Source organism: Actinomadura geliboluensis (genome assembly GCF_043197915.1).
Taxonomy (GTDB): Bacteria; Actinomycetota; Actinomycetes; order Streptosporangiales; family Streptosporangiaceae; genus Spirillospora; species Spirillospora geliboluensis.
In genome coordinates this window covers 347,917-365,124 of the sequence record NZ_JBICUA010000008.1, presented here as the reverse complement: position 1 = coordinate 365,124, position 17,208 = coordinate 347,917, and the positions used below count along the sequence as shown (strand labels likewise).

Genomic DNA, 17,208 nt, shown 5'->3' with positions numbered 1-17,208 from the left:
GACGACGCGCCGCCGCGGCTCTCGTGGCCATCGCCACGGCACTGCCGCTGCTCGGCACCGCGACTCCGTCGGCGGTGGCGGCGCCCCCCGCGGCCGTCCCCATGGATCCGGGCGACAGCGCCAAGTTCGCCAAGCTGAACCGCCAGATCGCGCAGCTCGACAGGGAGTACGGCGGCGACCTCGCCAAGCTGCGGGACGCCCAGTACGCCGCCCAGAAGGCGCTGAGCAAGTCCAACGCCCTGCAGAAGGACCTCGTCGAGGCGCGCAACCTCGTCGCCCAGCTCGCGGCCACCCAGTACATGACCGGCGGCCAGGACCCGACCGTCACCTTCGTCACCGACGCGAACCCGACCGACCTCCTCAGCAACGCCACCCTGGTCAGCCACCTCGCGCAGAACAAGGCCGCGAAGGTCGCGCAGATCCAGAAGCTCGTCAACGACCAGCTCGCCGCCCGCAAGCAGGCGCAGCAGAAGATGACGGAGCTGAAGAAGGAACTGCAGGACCTCAAGAACCGCAAGGCCCAGATCAAGAACCTCGTGAAGAAGTACAAGCCCGAGTCGCCGAGCGTCGGCATGGGCGGCGTCACGCCCCGCATGTTGAAGGTGAAGAACACCCTCGACGTGGAGTTCGGGCCCTTCCCCACGATCGGCTGCGTCCGCCACACCGCCGACCCGCAGGACCACGGCACCGGCCACGCCTGCGACTTCATGGTCACCACCGGCGGCGCGATGGCCTCCGGCAGCGCCCAGTCACTCGGCGACCAGACGGCCCAGTACGCCATCTCCCACGCCAGCGCCCTCGGCATCAAGTACGTCATCTGGCGCCAGCGCATCTACGACATGCGCAGCCCCGGCTGGCGCACGATGGAGAACCGCGGCGGCGTAACCGCCAACCACTACGACCACGTCCACATCTCGGTCTTCTAGCCGTATCCCGCTCTGACCAGGGCCGCAGGTCACGAGATCTCCCGAGAGGGCACATCCAGGGCACTCGCCCCCGGAATCGTTCCCCACGTGTCGTCGATCGCCTTGCGCATCCGGTCCCGGCTGGACGGCATGAGATGGGTGTAGGTCCGGAGCGTGAATCCAGGGTCAGCGTGCCCGAGGAACTCGGCGAGCGCCCGGATGTCTACGCCCTGCTCCAGCAGCACACTGGCGAAGTGATGCCGCAGCGCGTGAAAGCCGTTGGCCCGAGTTGCCGAAACATCGGCGCGCACGAGGGCCGGTTTCCAGACGAAGCGGTTCCACTCGCTGCGATGGATTGCCGTCCCCTGCCGGGTCGTAAAGATCAGCCGAGCCGTCACCGGGTCACCGTCCGGCGCCTTCCACGGCAGAGTCACGGGCACGGGCGGGTAGTTGTCCGGCTGCATGTGCTCGGCCAGGAGCAGCCGCAGCGACTCAGGTAGAGGGATGTCGCGTTCCTTGCCGCCCTTGGGCAGAGCGAACACCTTACGCCGACCCTTGAAGATTTTGATCTGCCGCCGGACGTGCACGACCCCTCGAAGGAAGTCGACATCCTCCTCGGCCAAACCGAACGCCTCACCTTGCCGAAGTCCGAGCCGAGCCCCAACCGCCACCATCACCGCGTATCGCTCAGTGATGGCCCCACCGACCGCCGCCACCCGTTCGACCGGCCACGGTTCGAACTTCCGTCCGTCCCGCTTGGGCGCACGCACCGACGAGGCCCGGCACGGGTTCTTGATGATCACGCCGTCATCTATGGCCGCGTTGAAGACCGTGGAGACGTGCGCGAGGATCACCCGGACGTAGTTCGGCGCGATCACCTGCTGACGTCCCCGCAGCCACGCTTGCATCAGGGACGGCCGCTTGGACAGCACGCCGAGCTGCTTGTCCCCGAGGTCCGGATAGACGTGCAGGCGTAGCCGCTGTTCGATGGCATCGCGGGTCCCCTCGTCGAAGGTCTGGGCCGCAAGCCACTGCACGGCGTACTCCCGGAAGGTGATCTTCCCGGCGTTCGGGTCGACGTACATTCCGGAATCGAGGTCAGCTTTGACCTTGGCGTCAAAGGCGTCAGCGCAGGTGTTCGGGTCCTTGCCCGCCTTCTTCGCGAAGTTGCGCTTGCACTGCTTGCCGTTCTCGTCACGCCACCGGACTTGCCAGCGATCCCCCTTACCGTGGTCCGCGCTGGGGAACTGCTTGTGTTCACGGCATCGAGGCATCGCCTTGCCCTGCTCGTCGCCACGAGGCTTGGCCGTGTGCCACCGGTCGTAGACGGCCATTACGCGGCCTCCTGCTGCTGGCGGAACCAGTCGAGGACATCAGCGGGGAGGTAGCGGAGATGACGTCCCACCTTGGCCGCTTTCGGTCCAGTGCCGAGGTAGCGCCACTGATGGAGCGTGGCCACTGGGACGCCGAGGAAACGAGACACCTCCTGCGGGGTCCATGTTCGGTCGACCGGCAGGTTCACTACCGCTGTGTTTGGAGTCCTGTTCACGCCGCCTCCGCAGTTGCCGAAAGTTCTGGGGTGGGGTTGAGGGTCGCGGCGTCGAGCTGGCGGCGCCGTTGGATGCGTTCATTGATCAGCAGGAGAAGCCGTTGCTCGGCCGGCTTCACGTCCGGGTCTCCAGGCCCCGCCCGTTCCCAGACGTGGACGGCGTTCGGATCGGCCGGATTCGACACGGGGACGCCAGCCTCAGCGAGCCGGGCGAGAACCCATGCCTTGCGGTCGGCTTTGTGGTCGGCGAGGGTCTTGCCGGACCATTTGCGGGAGACCAGGACGCGGCGGCCGCCGTAGCCGAGGTGTTCGCGGCGGTGGGCTTTGCCTTTGCAGTAGCCCGGCGTGAGGCCTTTGCGCGCGTTCTTGGGCTGTACGCCGTAGCGCAGCCAGTTCGCGCACGTCGGCGAGCACGGTTCGTAGCGCAGGGCTTCGGCCATCCGGTCGACGTGTTCACGCTGCGCGCTCGTCTCGGCCCGGTGGCATTCGGCCACGCCCTTGACCAGGTACTTGGTCAGGTAGCCGATGCAGCGCCGGGAGTCGGCGGAGTCGGCGAGGACACCTTGAGCGTCGATCTGCCGCCCGAATTTCACCACGTGCAAGGGGTCGGTGTCGTCGTCCTGGCCGAGAGCGTCTAGCGCCTCATCCCAGGTGGGCAGCACCTCACCGGTGGCCGGGTCGAGGTAGCCGCCGTTACCGTCCACGCCTGCCGCGTCGTCCCAGACGGGTAGGTGTTCGCCGTCGAAGACGACGCGATCGGTCGGAGGCCACCACACTTGGTGGTAGGTGGCCGCCACCACCTGCCTCAGCTCAGCGCGGGAAATGGTGCCCCGTATGGCCATGTGCAGGTGGGGCGCGAGACGGCGTTGCGGTTCGACGGCGGCGAAGTACTGGACGTCGTAGCCGACGAACCGGCGCAGGTTCTGCACGAACCGGTCCACCAGCTTGGAGAAGTGCAGGGCATCACGGGCCGCCCGCGCGTAGTCGTAGGACTCGGGGTCGACCGGCGTACCGTCCGAGCGCACCCGCCCGTAGGAGTCCAGGGTGAGGGTCAGGAACAGCGAGGGCCGGAAGGTCTTGCCATCCTTGCCCCGGAACACCTTGCCGACAGTGCGGGAGTCGACCGGACGCCGGGGAAGGTCGGGCGCATCCTGCCGCCGCCGGGTCGACCGAGTGCGCCGGCCCCTGGTCTCATCGCCGGTTTTGAGGGAACCGCGGACCCCGGTGCGTTCAAGCTCGTTGTCCAGGTCGCGGATCACCGCGTCCCAGAACGAGGCGTCTTCCCCGTCCGCCGTTCCGTCGACTGCTGCGCGGTCGCGAGCAGCCGCAGCGTGCGCCCGCAGCTCCATCCACGCCCGTTGCTCCTCGTCCGGGTCGGCGCGCGTGATGACCGGTTCCTCGGTCAGGTGCCAGCCCTGGCGACACTGCACGGCGCGGAGCTTGCGCTTGCGTTCGGCGCACGAGGGACAGACCGAGGCCAGGGTGTGACCGCAGGGGACATAGACCATTTCGGCCGCGCCCGTGTTCAGGTCGACCCGCCGCATGGGGACCGGACGGATACAGACGCCGTGTTCGACTGCGACCGCTTCCAGCACGCCCCGCGCCAGCGGAGCCAGTGTCTTGACGACCGGTTCCGGGCCGGGCTCGACCGACGAGGGCGGAGTGTCCTCGGAGGTGTCGTCGAGGGTGGGTTGCCTCACGCCGCCTCCACATCAGGGAGGCCGAGCGTCACCATGTCGCGAATGTCGTTGTCGGAGATGTAGGCGGCCCGGACCCGCACCGGGTCAGGGGAGGCTTCCAGTCGGACGAAGCCGACGCCCGCGCCGATCTCGGGGATGGAGGAGATCTGGTCTGCGAGGGCGCCACGGTCGCGGGCACCGTCGCCGAGGACCATGTCGACCTGTTCGTCTTCGTCCAGGCGCAGGGCGATGCGGTCGGGGAAGAGGTTGCGCAGGTTGTTGACCTCTTTGCGCGCGTCCTGCTGCGCCCCGATCACGCAGTACCCCACCGAACGCCCCTGCGAGGTCAGCACCGCAAGCGCCGACTCGGCCCGCTTCCGTAGATCCCGTTCAGGGCAGTAGGCGGTCAGGAACGCCAGCTCATCCACCACGATCACCCGGAACGGATGCTCATGCGAGGGCGTGAACGACCGGGTGACACCGGCGAACTGTTCGGCGCGGGCGTTCATGTCCTCGGCCGCCGCCTCCAGCAGCTCGACCATGCCGCCCTTGGGGTCGTCGCTGTAGCGCCCGTACCGCTCGAACAGCGGACGCCCGAAAGACAGCTCCATGCGCTTGGGGTCGACCGCCCACACCTCCACCAGCCCGGCCAGCATCAGCGGCAGCAGCGCCCGAACGGTCGACCAGATCACCGAGCCCTTGCCGGCCCCCGTCGCCCCCGCGATCAGCACATGCGTACCGAGCAGCCGCAACCGCCATGGCGACCCGTCCTCACACCGCCCGACCACCACCCCCGCCAGGTCGACGTCGGAGCCGTCCGGGACGGGCAGGGCAGGAATGGGGACAGCGAGGGCGTCTTTGCGGACGAATTCCAGCCAGATGCGGCCCGGACGGTCCCCGTCGCGGACGCGGACCAGGGTTGCGCCGAAGCCGTGCGCGAGGTTGACCGCGACCCGCTCCCACGCGTCGGGAGCCTGCCCCTTGAGCATGCGGACGAGCACTCGATCCGACGTCGGGCCGCAGCGCACGCGGACCAGGGAGGGCAGGTACTCCCGCCCCTTGTGAACCTTGGTCAGGCCAGCGGTGACCAGGACGGGTTGCCAGTCGCGCCGGTACACCGCGACGAGCCGCCACCGGGCACGGGCCGGACGGGCGATCCAGCGGACGAAGGACGGACGGTCCACCCCCGCCCACACCGACAGGCCCACGGCGACGAGGGCCAGGACCACGACGGGGACCAGCCACCCGAACCGGACGCCGAGCCACCCCAGACCGGACAGGACGGAGACGGGGACGATGTTGCGGACCAGGAACACGGCCATCCGGACCAGCGTGCGGACGGCGTTGACGAGCAGCACCAGGCCCTCGGGCATGTGCCACACCGGAGGCGCCCACTTCGGGGCGGCGAACGGGTCACGCTGCGCTTCAACGGCGACGTTTTCGCCGGGGCCGAGCTTGCGGAACTCCCATGCCATGATGGGTCACCTCTTCTTTGTGCTGTTCAGGGGAGAGAAGCGGGGCGGCCGGAGGTACCAGCTCCAGCCGCCCCACCCGTGTTCAGGCCGCCGTGTTCTCGGAGGGTTCGGCCACGCGGTTCTCGACGTGGAGCCGCCCCACCTCGGCCGCGTAGGCCGCGAAGGACTCGGCGAGCTGGCGCGCGATCCGCACGTCTTCGGCGGTCGGCGTGGTCGGGTTCGTCGGAGTGATGGTCACGTTGGCGCGCGCGTGCCTCACCGAGATCTGCGCCCGCCCGTAACCGGTGACCGCCAGCACCGACACCGACTCATCCGGGTGCAGGGACACATGCACCGCCGCCGAGCCGTCCGGCTCCACCTGGACCGTTGTGTAGCTGTAGGCGTCCATCACGCAGCCGCCCCCTTCCCCGGCGACCGCACCGACGAGGACGAGGGGCGGCGGCCCGAGCGGTACAGCCGCTCCACCTCCACCGCGTACGCCGCCGCCTGCTCGGCCAGCCGCCGCGCGAACTCCACATCCCCGGCGTTCAGCCGCTCGGGAAGCGTGAGGGTGACCAGCACCCGACCCGCCGACACGGTGAACAGCGGCGTACGCGCCCGGAACGCCCGGAACTCGGTCGAGGCCGCGCCGTCGATGGGCAGCGACAGCGCCGACATGCGCCCGCCCGCCATCACGCGGCCTCCTTGCCCGCCGCGTTGTCCTTGCCCGAGCGGTTCGCGCCGCCCTTGAAGTTGGCCGGACGCACCGCGCCCGCCTTCAGCGAGTAGGCCAGCCGCCCGGTACCGGAGTTCACGTAGGGCGTCACCGTCAGACCGTCGAACTCCACCGGCACGAACGGGAACCCCGCCGGAGCCTCCGGCACCAACGGCTGCACCGGCCCCGACAACTTCACCTTGAACGTCCCCTTGGACTCGGGGTCGGCGTCCAGCACCTCCACCGCCCACACCAGTTCCCCGGTGTCCTTGTCCCGCGCCTGCACGAAGTTCTCACGGGTCGACCGGTCGAAGTCCCGCACCGCCTCCACCCCGCCCTTGACGAACGCCCCGAACGGGAACACGTCCCCGAACGCGACCTTGAACGGCCCCTGCACCGCCATCGCAGATCACTCCTGTCGATCGGTCCTTCTGACGACAACTCGGCTTGTCGAGTTGCTGTATCGACAGACTATGCGAGGGCGAGCGATTTACAAGGGGGTGTAAGTCGACTTATCGAGTGATCTGAATCACAGTCCGTAGGACTCTTCGAGCACGTGCAGTGACCCCGGGAGGGTGGCCTCCACGACCAGGACCGTGCGGCCGGTGGAGTCGACCACCGATCCCAGCACCGACAGCACGGGCTCGCCCTCCACCAGGTCGAGGGACTGGCGCTCTTGATCGGTGGCACGTCGAGCACGAAGGCGCTCATCGACGCGGGCCAAGCGGTCATTGGCGTGCGCGGTCAAGAGCTGGCGGACCGGAACCGTCAACAGTCCATCTTGGTCCAGGCCGGAGGCTCGCGCGACATCCAGCGGAGTCCACAGCGAGACAAGCTCACTGGCGATGGAGTCGTACAGTCCCACGTATCGCCGCAGGTGGACAGGCGCCGACTCGGCCAGTCCGAGGAGCATCGCCACCGCGTTCGGAGCAGGTACGCGACTGACCTCCACCAACCTGACCGAGGAGGCGGTTTCCTGGCGATCCAGGACGGCCAGGCCGGGCCGGCTGCTACGCGCCCCAGACGAGGGAGCGGCCTTAACGAAGGTGCCCCTCCCGTGCTCACGATGCAGTTCGCCCAAGAGCTGCATCTCATTCAAGGCACGAACCACCGTGGGACGCGCCGCCCCGAACTCCCGCCCAAGCGCCGACTCGGAAGGAATCCGCGAGTTGACGGGATAGGTCCCGTCCTTGATCCGAGCGCGAAGCGTCTCCATGATCTGGACGTACTTCGGAGCGTACGAAGCGTGATCTGACACGATGTCCTGCCAACAGCTCGACAATACGAGTACCCACAGGAAACCAGACGCCACCGGCGCTGTCACGACATCACTGGTTCCCGAGCAGGCACTTCCTCGCCCAACCACCTCAGCAGCGCCCACCAGGGCCCCACGCCCCACCCTCACGCACCGCCCGCCCCAACCGGTCCAGAGGTCACCCCGATCCGGGAAGCCCAAGGAACGACTGAACCCCCGGCGAGACTCGCAGTGATCAACTGCGGTACGCCGGGGGCTCAGCTCAACCCTTGATGACGCAGGCCCGAGCAATCCACTGGACGAGGTCTCCACACGAAGGCCGTGCGGCTATTCGGGCCTTGGATTCTCCTGAACGGCCGTGAGACTTGTGGTGCCTGGGGCCGTGGAATGACTTTGACGCCGGGTTAAGTTGGTTGCCGCCCGCCCCGCGGGCGATTGGGGAACCCCACCAGGCCGGGGGAACCGGCGGGAAGCGCTCCGCGGGGCGGGGGCCGTCTACGGGGTGGCGGTCGGGCGGGTGGGCCTGTCAACGTGCGGGAGACCTCCCACCACCGGACAGCCGACCATCCGCGCGGCGGAGAGCATGAACGCGTAATCGACGGCGATGCGCGCCCAGACGAACTTCCCTTCGCCCAGGCTGCACCATCCCCAGCCGCCGGACGCGAACGCCTGAACGATGATCAGGCCGCGCCCGCACTCGGCGCCGTCGACCGGCGTTTGCAGCGCGGGGCGTCCAGGGTGCCCGTCCCACACGCACAGCTCTATGCCAGCGTCGATCCGGCTCACCCAAGCGCGGATCGTGGTGCCCTTGCAGAGCGTTGCCGCGTTGGCCGCCAGCTCACCCATGATCTGGCAGGCGTCGCTCGCGTAGGCCGCGAGCCCCCATCCCTCCAGGGCTTCGCGCACCAGAGCACGGCTCAGATACACGCTCTCGGGACCGGCTTTCGTCAGCGTCTGCACGCGCAGATGCGCCGACTTGTCCATCAGAGCCATTGCGGTCATCGAAGGCCGCCCTCCCCGCCGGCGACCGGGCCCGCCAGCATGCCCGCCAGCACCGCCGGAGCCGACTCGACGTCGTCGACCGGCGCCACCCGCTCACCGGAGTCAGCGCGAACAAACCACCACACCCCGCCGAGTCGCTCACACCCCACGGGCACCGACCGTGCGCGGTCCGCGCCGCTCACCACCAACAACAGCGGCGGCCTGCCCGCTTGGCTCGCCAACCCACACGACAACGGCTCCCCGCCCCGCACGATCACCGCGTCCAAGGCCGCCAAGTGCAACCGACGCGCGCCAACCGCGTGATTGAGCCGACCAACGGGCCGACCGTCATCGCCAGCGCCCGATCTCATCGGCTCTATGACCACACTGGCCTTTTCCGTGTCACCCGCCATGACAACGCCTCCTTTCCCTGTGTTTCGGATACGGCGACATGGGGTCTTGCCATCACCCTGGCTCGCGGCCCGCGCGAGAGCCGAACCGGATGACGACCGCCCGCAGCATGCCGCCTGACTCGCCGACTTACGCCACCTCGGCGCGGCTCACCCCGCCGCACTCGGTGCAGCTCTCCCGCCGTCGTTCCGGCCCGCGTCCGAAGTCACCTCGCGCGACCAGCAGGTCAAGCCGGGACGACACCCAGGACCAGCCACGCCCCATGCACGAACCGCAGGGGGTCTCACGAGTCGGCTCGTTCTCTCCGGGACGAGGGATCACCAGTCATGCCTCCTGAAGCCGCATGATCAACTGTGGTCTGATGCCGTACGGTGTTGCTTGTCATAGAGGCAACCAGTCATCACGTTCTGTCAGCACCGCTAACCAGCCCCTTTCCCGCCCCCAACCCGCCCCTTTCGCCCTCTGTGAGGCAAGGCCGGATGCCCGACGCGATCCCCAACGTGCAACTCACCGCTTGGCGTGAGGCGAGGTACTCGACTCGCGCGGATATGGCCGAGGCCGTCAACCGCACATCCACGGCGATCGCGAAGGGGTTGGTCTGCGACGAGGAGCGGCTTCGCCGTTGGGAACGGGGAGAAGTGCGCTGGCCGCATCCTCCCTACCGGAAAGCACTCCAAGAGTTGACCGGCCGGACGGCTGAGGAACTCGGCTTCGTCCCACCCGCGAAGCAGAAGGAGCGCAGCCGTTCGCGCACGGAACTCGCGCCCTCCTCGCCCGCAGAGGCAGATCCCGACCACTTCGAGACGGCCGAGTTGGCGCATACGGCCGAACTCGCTCGCCTCACGCAGTGGGTAACCACGAGCGGCACCAACGAAGAGGCCATTGCACGGCTCGCAAGATCAACAGGGTCCCTTGCGGCATCCCACACCCAGGTTCCGGCGAGAAGACTGCTCCGCGAAGTGGTCCAACTGCATCGCCGTACGCAGGAACTCTTGGAACGTGGACGTCACCGGCCCCGCCACGTGCGAGAACTACTCAGGATCGATGCCGACCTTCTAGCCCACGCCGCCGTGATCTTCGGAGACGTCAATCTCGACCACGCCGCCGAGGAGTACGCCGCAGCCGCGCTCATCCTGGCCCAGGAGGCAGGAGCCAACGAGTCCCTCGCCTGGTACGCCCAGGCCAAGACGGCACGCTGGCAGAACCGATTCATCGAGGCAGCCGACCTTGCCCGGCAAGGCTTCGAGGCCAGTGCGCCCAACCCGATGAAGACACAACTCGCCTGGTACGAGGCGAACGCCGCCGCTCTCCTTGGAGACAAGACCAGGGCACGCGAGGCGGTGAACCGTGCCGAGCGATCCGCCGAGGCCGGCCACGACACCCCCTCTGATCTCTCGGTGTGGTCCTTCCCGACCGAGCGCCAAGCCCTGTTCTCCCTGTCGGTGGCCACCCGAACCGGTGATCTGGACGGCGCGCTACAAGCAGCCGAGATGGCGGACAGCGCATGGGCAGCGGGCGCCCCGGTCGCTCCCGCGAACTGGGCTCAGATACGTGTCGGCACCGGAGTCGCCCACCTGCTGAAGGGCGACCTGGACGGCACCGCCGAGGAACTGACCAAGCTTCTAACACTGGACCCCGGAATGCGGCTTGCGACCGTCACCCGCTACCTCGGCGACCTGGACCGCCAACTTGGTCGAGCACGCTTCCAGCACAGCCCGCTCGCTGCGCAGCTCAGACAGCAAATCCGTGACTTCAACGCCGCCGCCCTGACCGACGACGCAGATATGGAGAGCCCATGAGTCCGCTGCCTGCGCAGATGACTGACCGCTGGCGGAACCGCGAGGAACCCGGACCAGGCCAAGGCACGGTCTATTGGCACATCCTCATGAGCGGCCATCCCGAAGCGCAGGAACTCGCGCAGACGGCTCAAGAGCGGCTCGCCCCCTTCTCCGGCCTGCACTTGACCCCCGCTGCGTGGCTACACGTGACCACCCACGTCGCCGGCCCCTCCGACGAGATCACCGACGACCAGCAACAAGACATGCTCGCGATGGCAAGAGGTCTTCTCAGCAAGACTCCGCCCGTCGATGTGACGCTAGGCCGGGTCCTGTACCACCCCGAGGCCATCGCCATTGCCGTCCGTCCCGCGGCGCCCTTGACCCAGATCCGCGAAGCCGTCCAGGCAGCCACCCTCAAAGTGACCGGCAGCGAGGGAACGGCCGAAGGCCGAGCCACGTGGGCCCCGCACATGACGATCGCCTACAGCGAGGCGGACCAGCCAGCCGGGCCGATCATCACCGCACTTGGCCGAGAGCTTCCAGCACGCCAAGTCACCATCGACACCGTCACCCTGGTCGTGCAACGCGGAGCAGAACGACTCTGGGACTGGCACCCCGTAGGACAAGCCCGCCTACTCGGCCATCCCTGACCGGCCCATGTCCGTCCGCGCGGGACACAACCCTTGATCATTGCCGAATTGGGCTGTTTGAGATCAAGGGGCGGCGGCGCTCAGGCCGCTGCGCGGCCCCGCGCCAGGCCGCCCGGAGCGTGCGGCGTGGGCGCCGGTCACCGGACGGCCGCGCCGGGCCGCGCGCCGCGCCACGCCAGCCGGCCCCGCCCCGACCGCTCACCGCAGGGTCGCGCCGCCACCCTGACGAGCCGACGCCGGAGCGTTCGAGTCCGTTCGGCGACGAGCACCAGGGCGTGACTGTTGGTCGAGCGCCGTTGGAGTCCTCAGGGGAGATTGCCGGAAGATCGGTTGCGCGTGCGCTACTGGGGAACCCCGTGGTTCCCCAGACCCCTCCTGGACCCGGAGGGCACTCCCGCGCGAATCGGTCTGTCACGGATTGCGCGCCGTTCGCGCGGGAGCACCCTCCGGACAGGTCCGTTCGTCTGTTGCGGGGCGCGGGACGACGGCAGTCGGGAAGCTCAGACCGGGTGGCGTGGCTGTCCAGCTCAGGCCTTCACAGATAACGCTCGATCATTTCGGCTTGCTGAGTGTATCCACGCTCACGGAGGTATCTAAGAAACACGTCCATTGGTGGACGGTTGCTCTTGTATGGGTCAGTGGATGGACCCGTATAGAGACCACCACCGGGCCCCGTATAAAGGCCGCCCCCTGGCCCGGTGTAGAGACCGCCACCAGGGCCCGTGTAGAGGCCGCCGCCGGGTCCCGTGTAGAGCCCCCCGTCGGGCCCCGTGTAAAGGCCACCGCCGGGCCCGGTGTAGAGACCGCCACCGGGCCCTGTGTAAAGGCCACCGCCCGGTCCGGTGGACCTCCCGCCGTCAGGACCGGTGTACTCGCCACCGCCCGGTCCGGTGTACAGCCCCCCGCCAGGACCCGTATATCGGTCCCGGGGCCACATGTTCTGGGTCATGCGAGCAGTGTAGGAGTGGCTTCGGACGCTGTAAGGGTGCTTGCAGGTAAGGCCAACTGAGGCCATCTCATCGTGCCCGTTGCGTGCCCGTTGGAGCGGACGATCAGGGTCGTGAACGGTCGTCAGCGGGGTTGAGGGCATGCAAGGGCAGGTCAGCGGTCCGGCTGGTGATCGTTGATCTAGGGAAGTGACTTCCCAAGCTGACGGCGCGTTCCAGCCCAGAGCCCCCGATGTGTGAGGGCACATCGGGGGCACATGGGTTCGCGATCATGCGCGAGACGACGAGAACCATCGAGGGCAGTAGCGCCAGGTCAGAGCAGGAACGGGCGACGTTGCCGCAGGTCGTGATCTCGGCCCGTTCAGAACTCGGTCTTCTAGACGTTTTCGCGCGCGGTTACTTTCTGCGGCCGAAGAGGAAGTAGGCGATCGGGCCCACGTAGTTGACGAAGGCGAGCATTCGCCAGAGGCGCTTCGGTCCCTTGACCTGCTCGCTCGGACGGCGCTGCAGGTCGACCAGTGCCGCCGCCGAGAGCGACAGTTGCACCGTCGTGGCGCCCGCGATGAACGAGCGTTCCCGCCGACTGAGTTCGGACCAGCGCTTGGTACCCACCCGTGCCTCCCCGTAGACCGGTTGCAGTCTCAGGCTAGACGCGGGCGGGCGGGAGGCAGAGGGCACCCCTGGTAGTGAGAAGGGGCGCCCCTTGGCGGGACGCCCCTTCGTCGATCAGAACTTCGTCAGTCGGCGTAGCTCGGGAGCATGCGCTCGTGCGCCTCGCGGAGCTCCGACAGGCCGATGCTGAACAGCTCCTGCTGGTCGCCCTCCGGGCCGCGTCCGGTCACGTGGAGGGAGTCGCCGCCCGCCACGCCGATCTGCGTGACCGGGACGCCCGCCGACTCGCACAGGGCCGCCAGGCGCGCCTCGGCGCCCGGCCGGACCACCAGCATCGCGCGGGCCACCGACTCGCTGAACAGCGACACGAACGGGTCGCCGGGCAGCGTGATGCGGGCGCCGAGGCCGCCGCGCAGGCACGACTCGACGAGGGTCTGCGACAGGCCGCCGTCCGACAGGTCGTGCGCCGCCGTGATCAGGCCGTCCCGGATGGCGGCGACCATGACGGACGCCAGCGCCGCCTCCGCTTTCAGGTCGACCAGCGGCGGCAGGCCGCCCAGGTGACCGTAGACGACGTGCGCCCATTCCGAGCCGCCGAACTCCTCGCGGGTCTCGCCGAGCAGCGCGATCGTGGCGCCGTCGGTGGTCAGCGACATGTTCACCCGGCGGCGGACGTCGTCGTGGACGCCGAGGACGCCGATCACCGGGGTCGGGTTGATCGGGGTGTCGCCCGTCTGGTTGTAGAAGCTGACGTTGCCGCCGGTGACCGGGATGCCCAGGTACTGGCAGCCGTCCGCGAGGCCCTCGACGGCGCGCGCGAACTGCCACATGACGCCCGGGTCCTCCGGGGAGCCGAAGTTGAGGCAGTTCGTGACGGCCAGGGGACGCGCGCCGGTGGCGGCGACGTTGCGGTACGCCTCGCTGAGCGCGAGCTGCGCGCCCGAGTACGGGTCGAGGCGCGTGTAGCGGCCGTTGCCGTCCAGGGACAGCGCGATGCCCAGCCCCGACTCGTCGTCGATGCGGACCACGCCCGCGTTCTCCGGCATCGCCGAGACGGTGTTGCCGAGGACGTACCGGTCGTACTGCGACGTCACCCACGTCTTGCTGGCGAGGTTCGGGGACCCGGCCAGCCACAGCACCGTCCGGCGCAGCTCGTCGCCCGTGGAGGGACGCGTAAGACGGCCCGGGGTGTCGGCCTGCAGGGCCCCCAGGTCGTGCGGGGGCTCGTACGGGCGGTTGTAGACGGGGCCCTCGTCGGCGGCCGTGACCGGCGGGAGGTCGACGATCGTCTCGCCGCGCCACGTCATGACGAGGCGGCGGGTGTCGGTGACCTGGCCGATGACGGTGGCCGGGATCTCCCAGCGGCCGCAGATCTCCATGAAGCGGTCGACCTTGTCGGGCGACACGACCGCCATCATGCGCTCCTGCGACTCGCTCATGAGGATCTCCTCAGGGCGGAGCGTCTGGTCGCGGAGCGGGACGGCGTCGAGGTCGACGTGCATGCCGCCGGTGCCGGCCGCGGCCAGCTCCGTCGTCGCGCAGGACACGCCCGCGGCGCCGAGGTCCTGGATGCCGACCACGAGGTCCTCGCGGAACAGCTCCAGGCAGCACTCGATGAGCAGCTTCTCCATGAAGGGGTCGCCCACCTGGACCGACGGCCGCTTCTGGTGCGACTCCTCGTCGAACGTCGCCGAGGCGAGGACGGACGCGCCGCCGATGCCGTCCGGCCCGGTCAGGGCGCCGAACAGGATCACCTGGTTGCCGGGGCCGGGGGCCACGGCGCGCTTGATGTCCTCGTGCTTCATCACGCCGACGCACAGGGCGTTCACGAGCGGGTTCTGCTCGTAGCAGGCGTCGAAGACCGTCTCGCCGCCGATGTTGGGCAGGCCCAGGGAGTTCCCGTAGCCGCCCACACCGGCCACAACGCCGGGCAGGACGCGCTGGGTGTCAGGGGCCTCTGCCGGGCCGAAGCGCAGCGAGTCCATGACGGCGATGGGGCGGGCGCCCATCGACATGATGTCGCGGACGATGCCGCCGACGCCCGTAGCGGCGCCCTGGTACGGCTCCACGTAGGACGGGTGGTTGTGCGACTCCACCTTGAAGGTGACCGCCCAGCCCTGGCCGATGTCGACGACACCGGCGTTCTCCCCCATGCCGACCAGGAGCTTGTCGGTCTTCGGTGCCTTGTCGCCGAACTGGCGCAGGTGCACCTTGGAGCTCTTGTAGGAGCAGTGCTCGCTCCACATGACCGAGTAGATCGCCAGCTCCGCCGACGTGGGACGGCGCCCGAGGATGTGCCGGACGCGCCGGTACTCCTCCTCGTTCATCCCCAGCTCGGCGTACGGCTGCGGACGCTCGGGGGTCGCGGCGGCGATGGCCACGGTGTCCGTGCCGTGGTCGACGGGGACGGCCCCCGCGATCGCGGGCTGCGGACCGGTGCCCCGGCCGAGGGCGGGCTGCGGACCCGTGCCGCGGCCGATGGCCGGCTGCGGGCCGGTGCCCGTGCCGATGGCCGGTTGCGGCCCCGTCCCACGGCCCACGGCGGGCTGCGGACCCGTGCCCGAGCCGATCGCGGGCTGCGGGCCGGTGCCGGTGCCGATGCGCGGCTGCGGGCCCGTTCCGGGGCCTTCGGAGCGGACGGGCACCAGCGGGCCGGTGTTCAAGTTCACGGCGGGCTGCGGGCCCGTCCCGGAGCCGATGACGGGCTGCGGGCCGGTGCCGGTGCCCACGGCGGGCTGCGGGCCGGTGCCGGGGCCCTCAGGGCGCGCCAGCGGGCCCGAGTTGAGGTCGACGATCGGCTGCGGGCCGCTGCTCGGGATCGCGGGCTGCGGGCCCGTCCCGGTACCGACCGCGGGCTGCGGGCCCGTCCCCGTACCGACGATCGGCTGCGGCGCCGTGCCGGTGCCCACGGCGGGCTGCGGGCCCGTGCCGGGGCCCTCGGGGCGCGCCAGCGGGCCCGAGTTGAGGTCGACGATCGGCTGCGGCGCCGTGCCCGGCCTGACGGCCGGCTGCGGGCCGGTCCCGGTCCCGACGGCGGGCTGCGGGCCGGTGCCCGTCCCCACGGCGGGCTGAGGCCCAGTACCGGTGCCCACGGCGGGCTGGGGGCCGGTGCCGGAGCCGCCGGGCGCCGCCGGCGGGCGGGGCGCGGCGAACGCGCTCAGGTCGGGCATGGTCAGCGACGGGTCGCCCGCGGTGGTCGAGGGATCGACCACGGTGACCGAGGGGTCACCAGCGGCGCGCTCCTCCTCCAGCGCCCTGGCGAACTCCTGCTCGGGCCCCTGCGCGGGGCCGGCGGGCGGCGCCATGGGCGGCGGCGGCTGCTCGCCGTCCTGCGGCAGGCCGCCGGCGGGCGGGGACGCCTGGACGGCCGGGTCCTGGACCGGGCGGCCGGCCGGGGCCGCGTGCCGGTCCTCCTCGATGATGGCCTTGAAGCCCTGGGTCACCGCGGGGTTGACGGGCTGGAGCTCGGGGTCGTCCGCGTCGGACTTGAGCTCGCCGAGCCACTCCATCGAGGGCTCGTCGGACGCGTTGCGGGTCGCTCGCCCGGACGCGTGGGGCCGTTGCTCACTCATGCGTTGACCAGTCTCTTGACGATCGAGGTGAAGAAGCCGAGCCCGTCGGTGGACGGGCCGGTCAGGGACTCCACGGCATGCTCGGGGTGGGGCATGAGGCCGACCACGTTGCCGGCCTCGTTGCAGATGCCGGCGATGTCGTCGAGGGAGCCGTTGGGGTTCAGGTCGACGTACCGGGCGACGATCCGGCCGGTGTCGGCCAGTTCGATCAGCGTCTCCCGGTCGGCGGTGTACCGGCCGTCCCGGTTCTTGATCGGGATCACCAGCTCCTGGCCCTCGCTGTACTCGCTGGTCCAGGCGGTGTCGGCGTTCTCGACCCGGAGCCGCTGGTCGCGGCAGACGAAGTGCAGCCCCGCGTTCGGCAGCAGCGCCCCCGGCAGCAGATGTGATTCGCACAACACCTGGAAGCCGTTGCAGATGCCGAGGACGGGCAGGCCCGCGTTCGCGGCGGCCACCAGCTCGGTCATCAGCGGTGCGAACCGGGCGATCGCGCCCGCCCGCAGGTAGTCCCCGTAGGAGAACCCGCCGGGCAGCACGACGGCGTCCACGCCCTGCAGGTCGTGGTCGCCGTGCCACAGCGCGACCGGCTCGGCGCCGGACAGCCGGACGGCGCGTGCGGCGTCCTTGTCGTCCAGAGAACCGGGAAAGGTGATGATGCCTACCCGGGCAGCGTCCATCTGTTCTGTTCCTCCGAAATGAG

At 69.6% G+C, this 17,208-nt stretch carries 15 protein-coding genes; 3 read left to right on the top strand and 12 right to left on the bottom strand.

Annotation, left to right across the window (positions count from 1 at the left end; all coding sequences use genetic code 11):
- Nucleotides 1–23: 23 nt before the first annotated feature.
- Nucleotides 24–926 carry a coiled-coil domain-containing protein gene (locus ACGFI1_RS26605; protein ID WP_386872299.1) on the top strand — a complete coding sequence of 301 codons (903 nt, stop codon included), beginning with the start codon at nt 24–26 and terminating at the stop codon, nt 924–926.
- Between the two features lie 29 nt (nt 927–955).
- Here ACGFI1_RS26605 and ACGFI1_RS26600 read toward each other — a convergent pair whose 3' ends face one another.
- The 9 genes from ACGFI1_RS26600 to ACGFI1_RS26560 all read right to left on the bottom strand — a co-directional run bounded on the left by ACGFI1_RS26600 (nt 956) and on the right by ACGFI1_RS26560 (nt 8,550).
- Nucleotides 956–2,239 (bottom strand): tyrosine-type recombinase/integrase, encoded by a 1,284-nt coding sequence (locus ACGFI1_RS26600; RefSeq protein ID WP_392788837.1) that lies wholly within the window; start codon nt 2,237–2,239, stop codon nt 956–958.
- Nucleotides 2,239–2,388: a helix-turn-helix transcriptional regulator gene (locus ACGFI1_RS26595; protein WP_281259391.1), complete on the bottom strand. Its 150-nt coding sequence runs from the start codon at nt 2,386–2,388 to the stop codon at nt 2,239–2,241. The genes ACGFI1_RS26600 and ACGFI1_RS26595 overlap by 1 nt, the downstream gene beginning before the upstream one ends.
- 62 nt (nt 2,389–2,450) lie before the next feature.
- Complete coding sequence (locus ACGFI1_RS26590) at nt 2,451–4,049, bottom strand: replication initiator (RefSeq protein WP_392789062.1); 1,599 nt, start codon at nt 4,047–4,049, stop codon at nt 2,451–2,453.
- Between the two features lie 101 nt (nt 4,050–4,150).
- Nucleotides 4,151–5,608 carry an FtsK/SpoIIIE domain-containing protein gene (locus tag ACGFI1_RS26585; protein ID WP_392788834.1) on the bottom strand — a complete coding sequence of 486 codons (1,458 nt, stop codon included), beginning with the start codon at nt 5,606–5,608 and terminating at the stop codon, nt 4,151–4,153.
- 82 nt (nt 5,609–5,690) lie between these two features.
- Nucleotides 5,691–5,996: a hypothetical protein gene (locus ACGFI1_RS26580; RefSeq protein WP_392788831.1), complete on the bottom strand. Its 306-nt coding sequence runs from the start codon at nt 5,994–5,996 to the stop codon at nt 5,691–5,693.
- A complete protein-coding gene (locus tag ACGFI1_RS26575; RefSeq protein ID WP_301174752.1) occupies nt 5,996–6,280 on the bottom strand; it encodes a hypothetical protein in 285 nt (94 codons plus the stop codon). Before ACGFI1_RS26575 ends, ACGFI1_RS26580 begins: the two co-directional genes overlap by 1 nt.
- A complete protein-coding gene (locus tag ACGFI1_RS26570) occupies nt 6,280–6,705 on the bottom strand; it encodes a plasmid replication, integration and excision activator (RefSeq protein ID WP_392788828.1) in 426 nt (141 codons plus the stop codon). The genes ACGFI1_RS26575 and ACGFI1_RS26570 overlap by 1 nt, the downstream gene beginning before the upstream one ends.
- A gap of 126 nt (nt 6,706–6,831) precedes the next feature.
- Entirely contained in the window at nt 6,832–7,518 is a 687-nt protein-coding gene (locus ACGFI1_RS26565) for a GntR family transcriptional regulator (protein ID WP_301174754.1), read from the bottom strand.
- A gap of 534 nt (nt 7,519–8,052) precedes the next feature.
- Complete coding sequence (locus ACGFI1_RS26560; protein WP_089328422.1) at nt 8,053–8,550, bottom strand: ATP-binding protein; 498 nt, start codon at nt 8,548–8,550, stop codon at nt 8,053–8,055.
- 878 nt (nt 8,551–9,428) lie between these two features.
- Here ACGFI1_RS26560 and ACGFI1_RS26555 point away from each other — a divergent pair.
- Together ACGFI1_RS26555 and ACGFI1_RS26550 are read left to right on the top strand one after the other, a co-directional pair.
- On the top strand, nt 9,429–10,748 hold the full coding sequence (locus tag ACGFI1_RS26555) for a hypothetical protein (protein ID WP_143228102.1): 1,320 nt from the start codon (nt 9,429–9,431) through the stop codon (nt 10,746–10,748).
- Nucleotides 10,745–11,377 carry a 2'-5' RNA ligase family protein gene (locus ACGFI1_RS26550; RefSeq protein ID WP_392788824.1) on the top strand — a complete coding sequence of 211 codons (633 nt, stop codon included), beginning with the start codon at nt 10,745–10,747 and terminating at the stop codon, nt 11,375–11,377. The genes ACGFI1_RS26555 and ACGFI1_RS26550 overlap by 4 nt, the downstream gene beginning before the upstream one ends.
- Before the next feature lie 1,343 nt (nt 11,378–12,720).
- Here the strand turns inward: ACGFI1_RS26550 and ACGFI1_RS26545 are convergent.
- The 3 genes from ACGFI1_RS26545 to purQ form a co-directional block, all read right to left on the bottom strand.
- The gene (locus ACGFI1_RS26545) at nt 12,721–12,936 is read right to left on the bottom strand and encodes a PLD nuclease N-terminal domain-containing protein (protein ID WP_386872292.1); all 216 of its coding nucleotides are present in this window, start codon (nt 12,934–12,936) and stop codon (nt 12,721–12,723) included.
- A 125-nt stretch (nt 12,937–13,061) separates the two neighbouring features.
- Nucleotides 13,062–16,508: a phosphoribosylformylglycinamidine synthase subunit PurL gene (purL, locus tag ACGFI1_RS26540; protein ID WP_392788820.1), complete on the bottom strand. Its 3,447-nt coding sequence runs from the start codon at nt 16,506–16,508 to the stop codon at nt 13,062–13,064.
- The gene (gene purQ, locus ACGFI1_RS26535) at nt 16,505–17,185 is read right to left on the bottom strand and encodes a phosphoribosylformylglycinamidine synthase subunit PurQ (RefSeq protein WP_138639017.1); all 681 of its coding nucleotides are present in this window, start codon (nt 17,183–17,185) and stop codon (nt 16,505–16,507) included. The genes purL and purQ overlap by 4 nt, the downstream gene beginning before the upstream one ends.
- Nucleotides 17,186–17,208 lie beyond the last annotated feature (23 nt).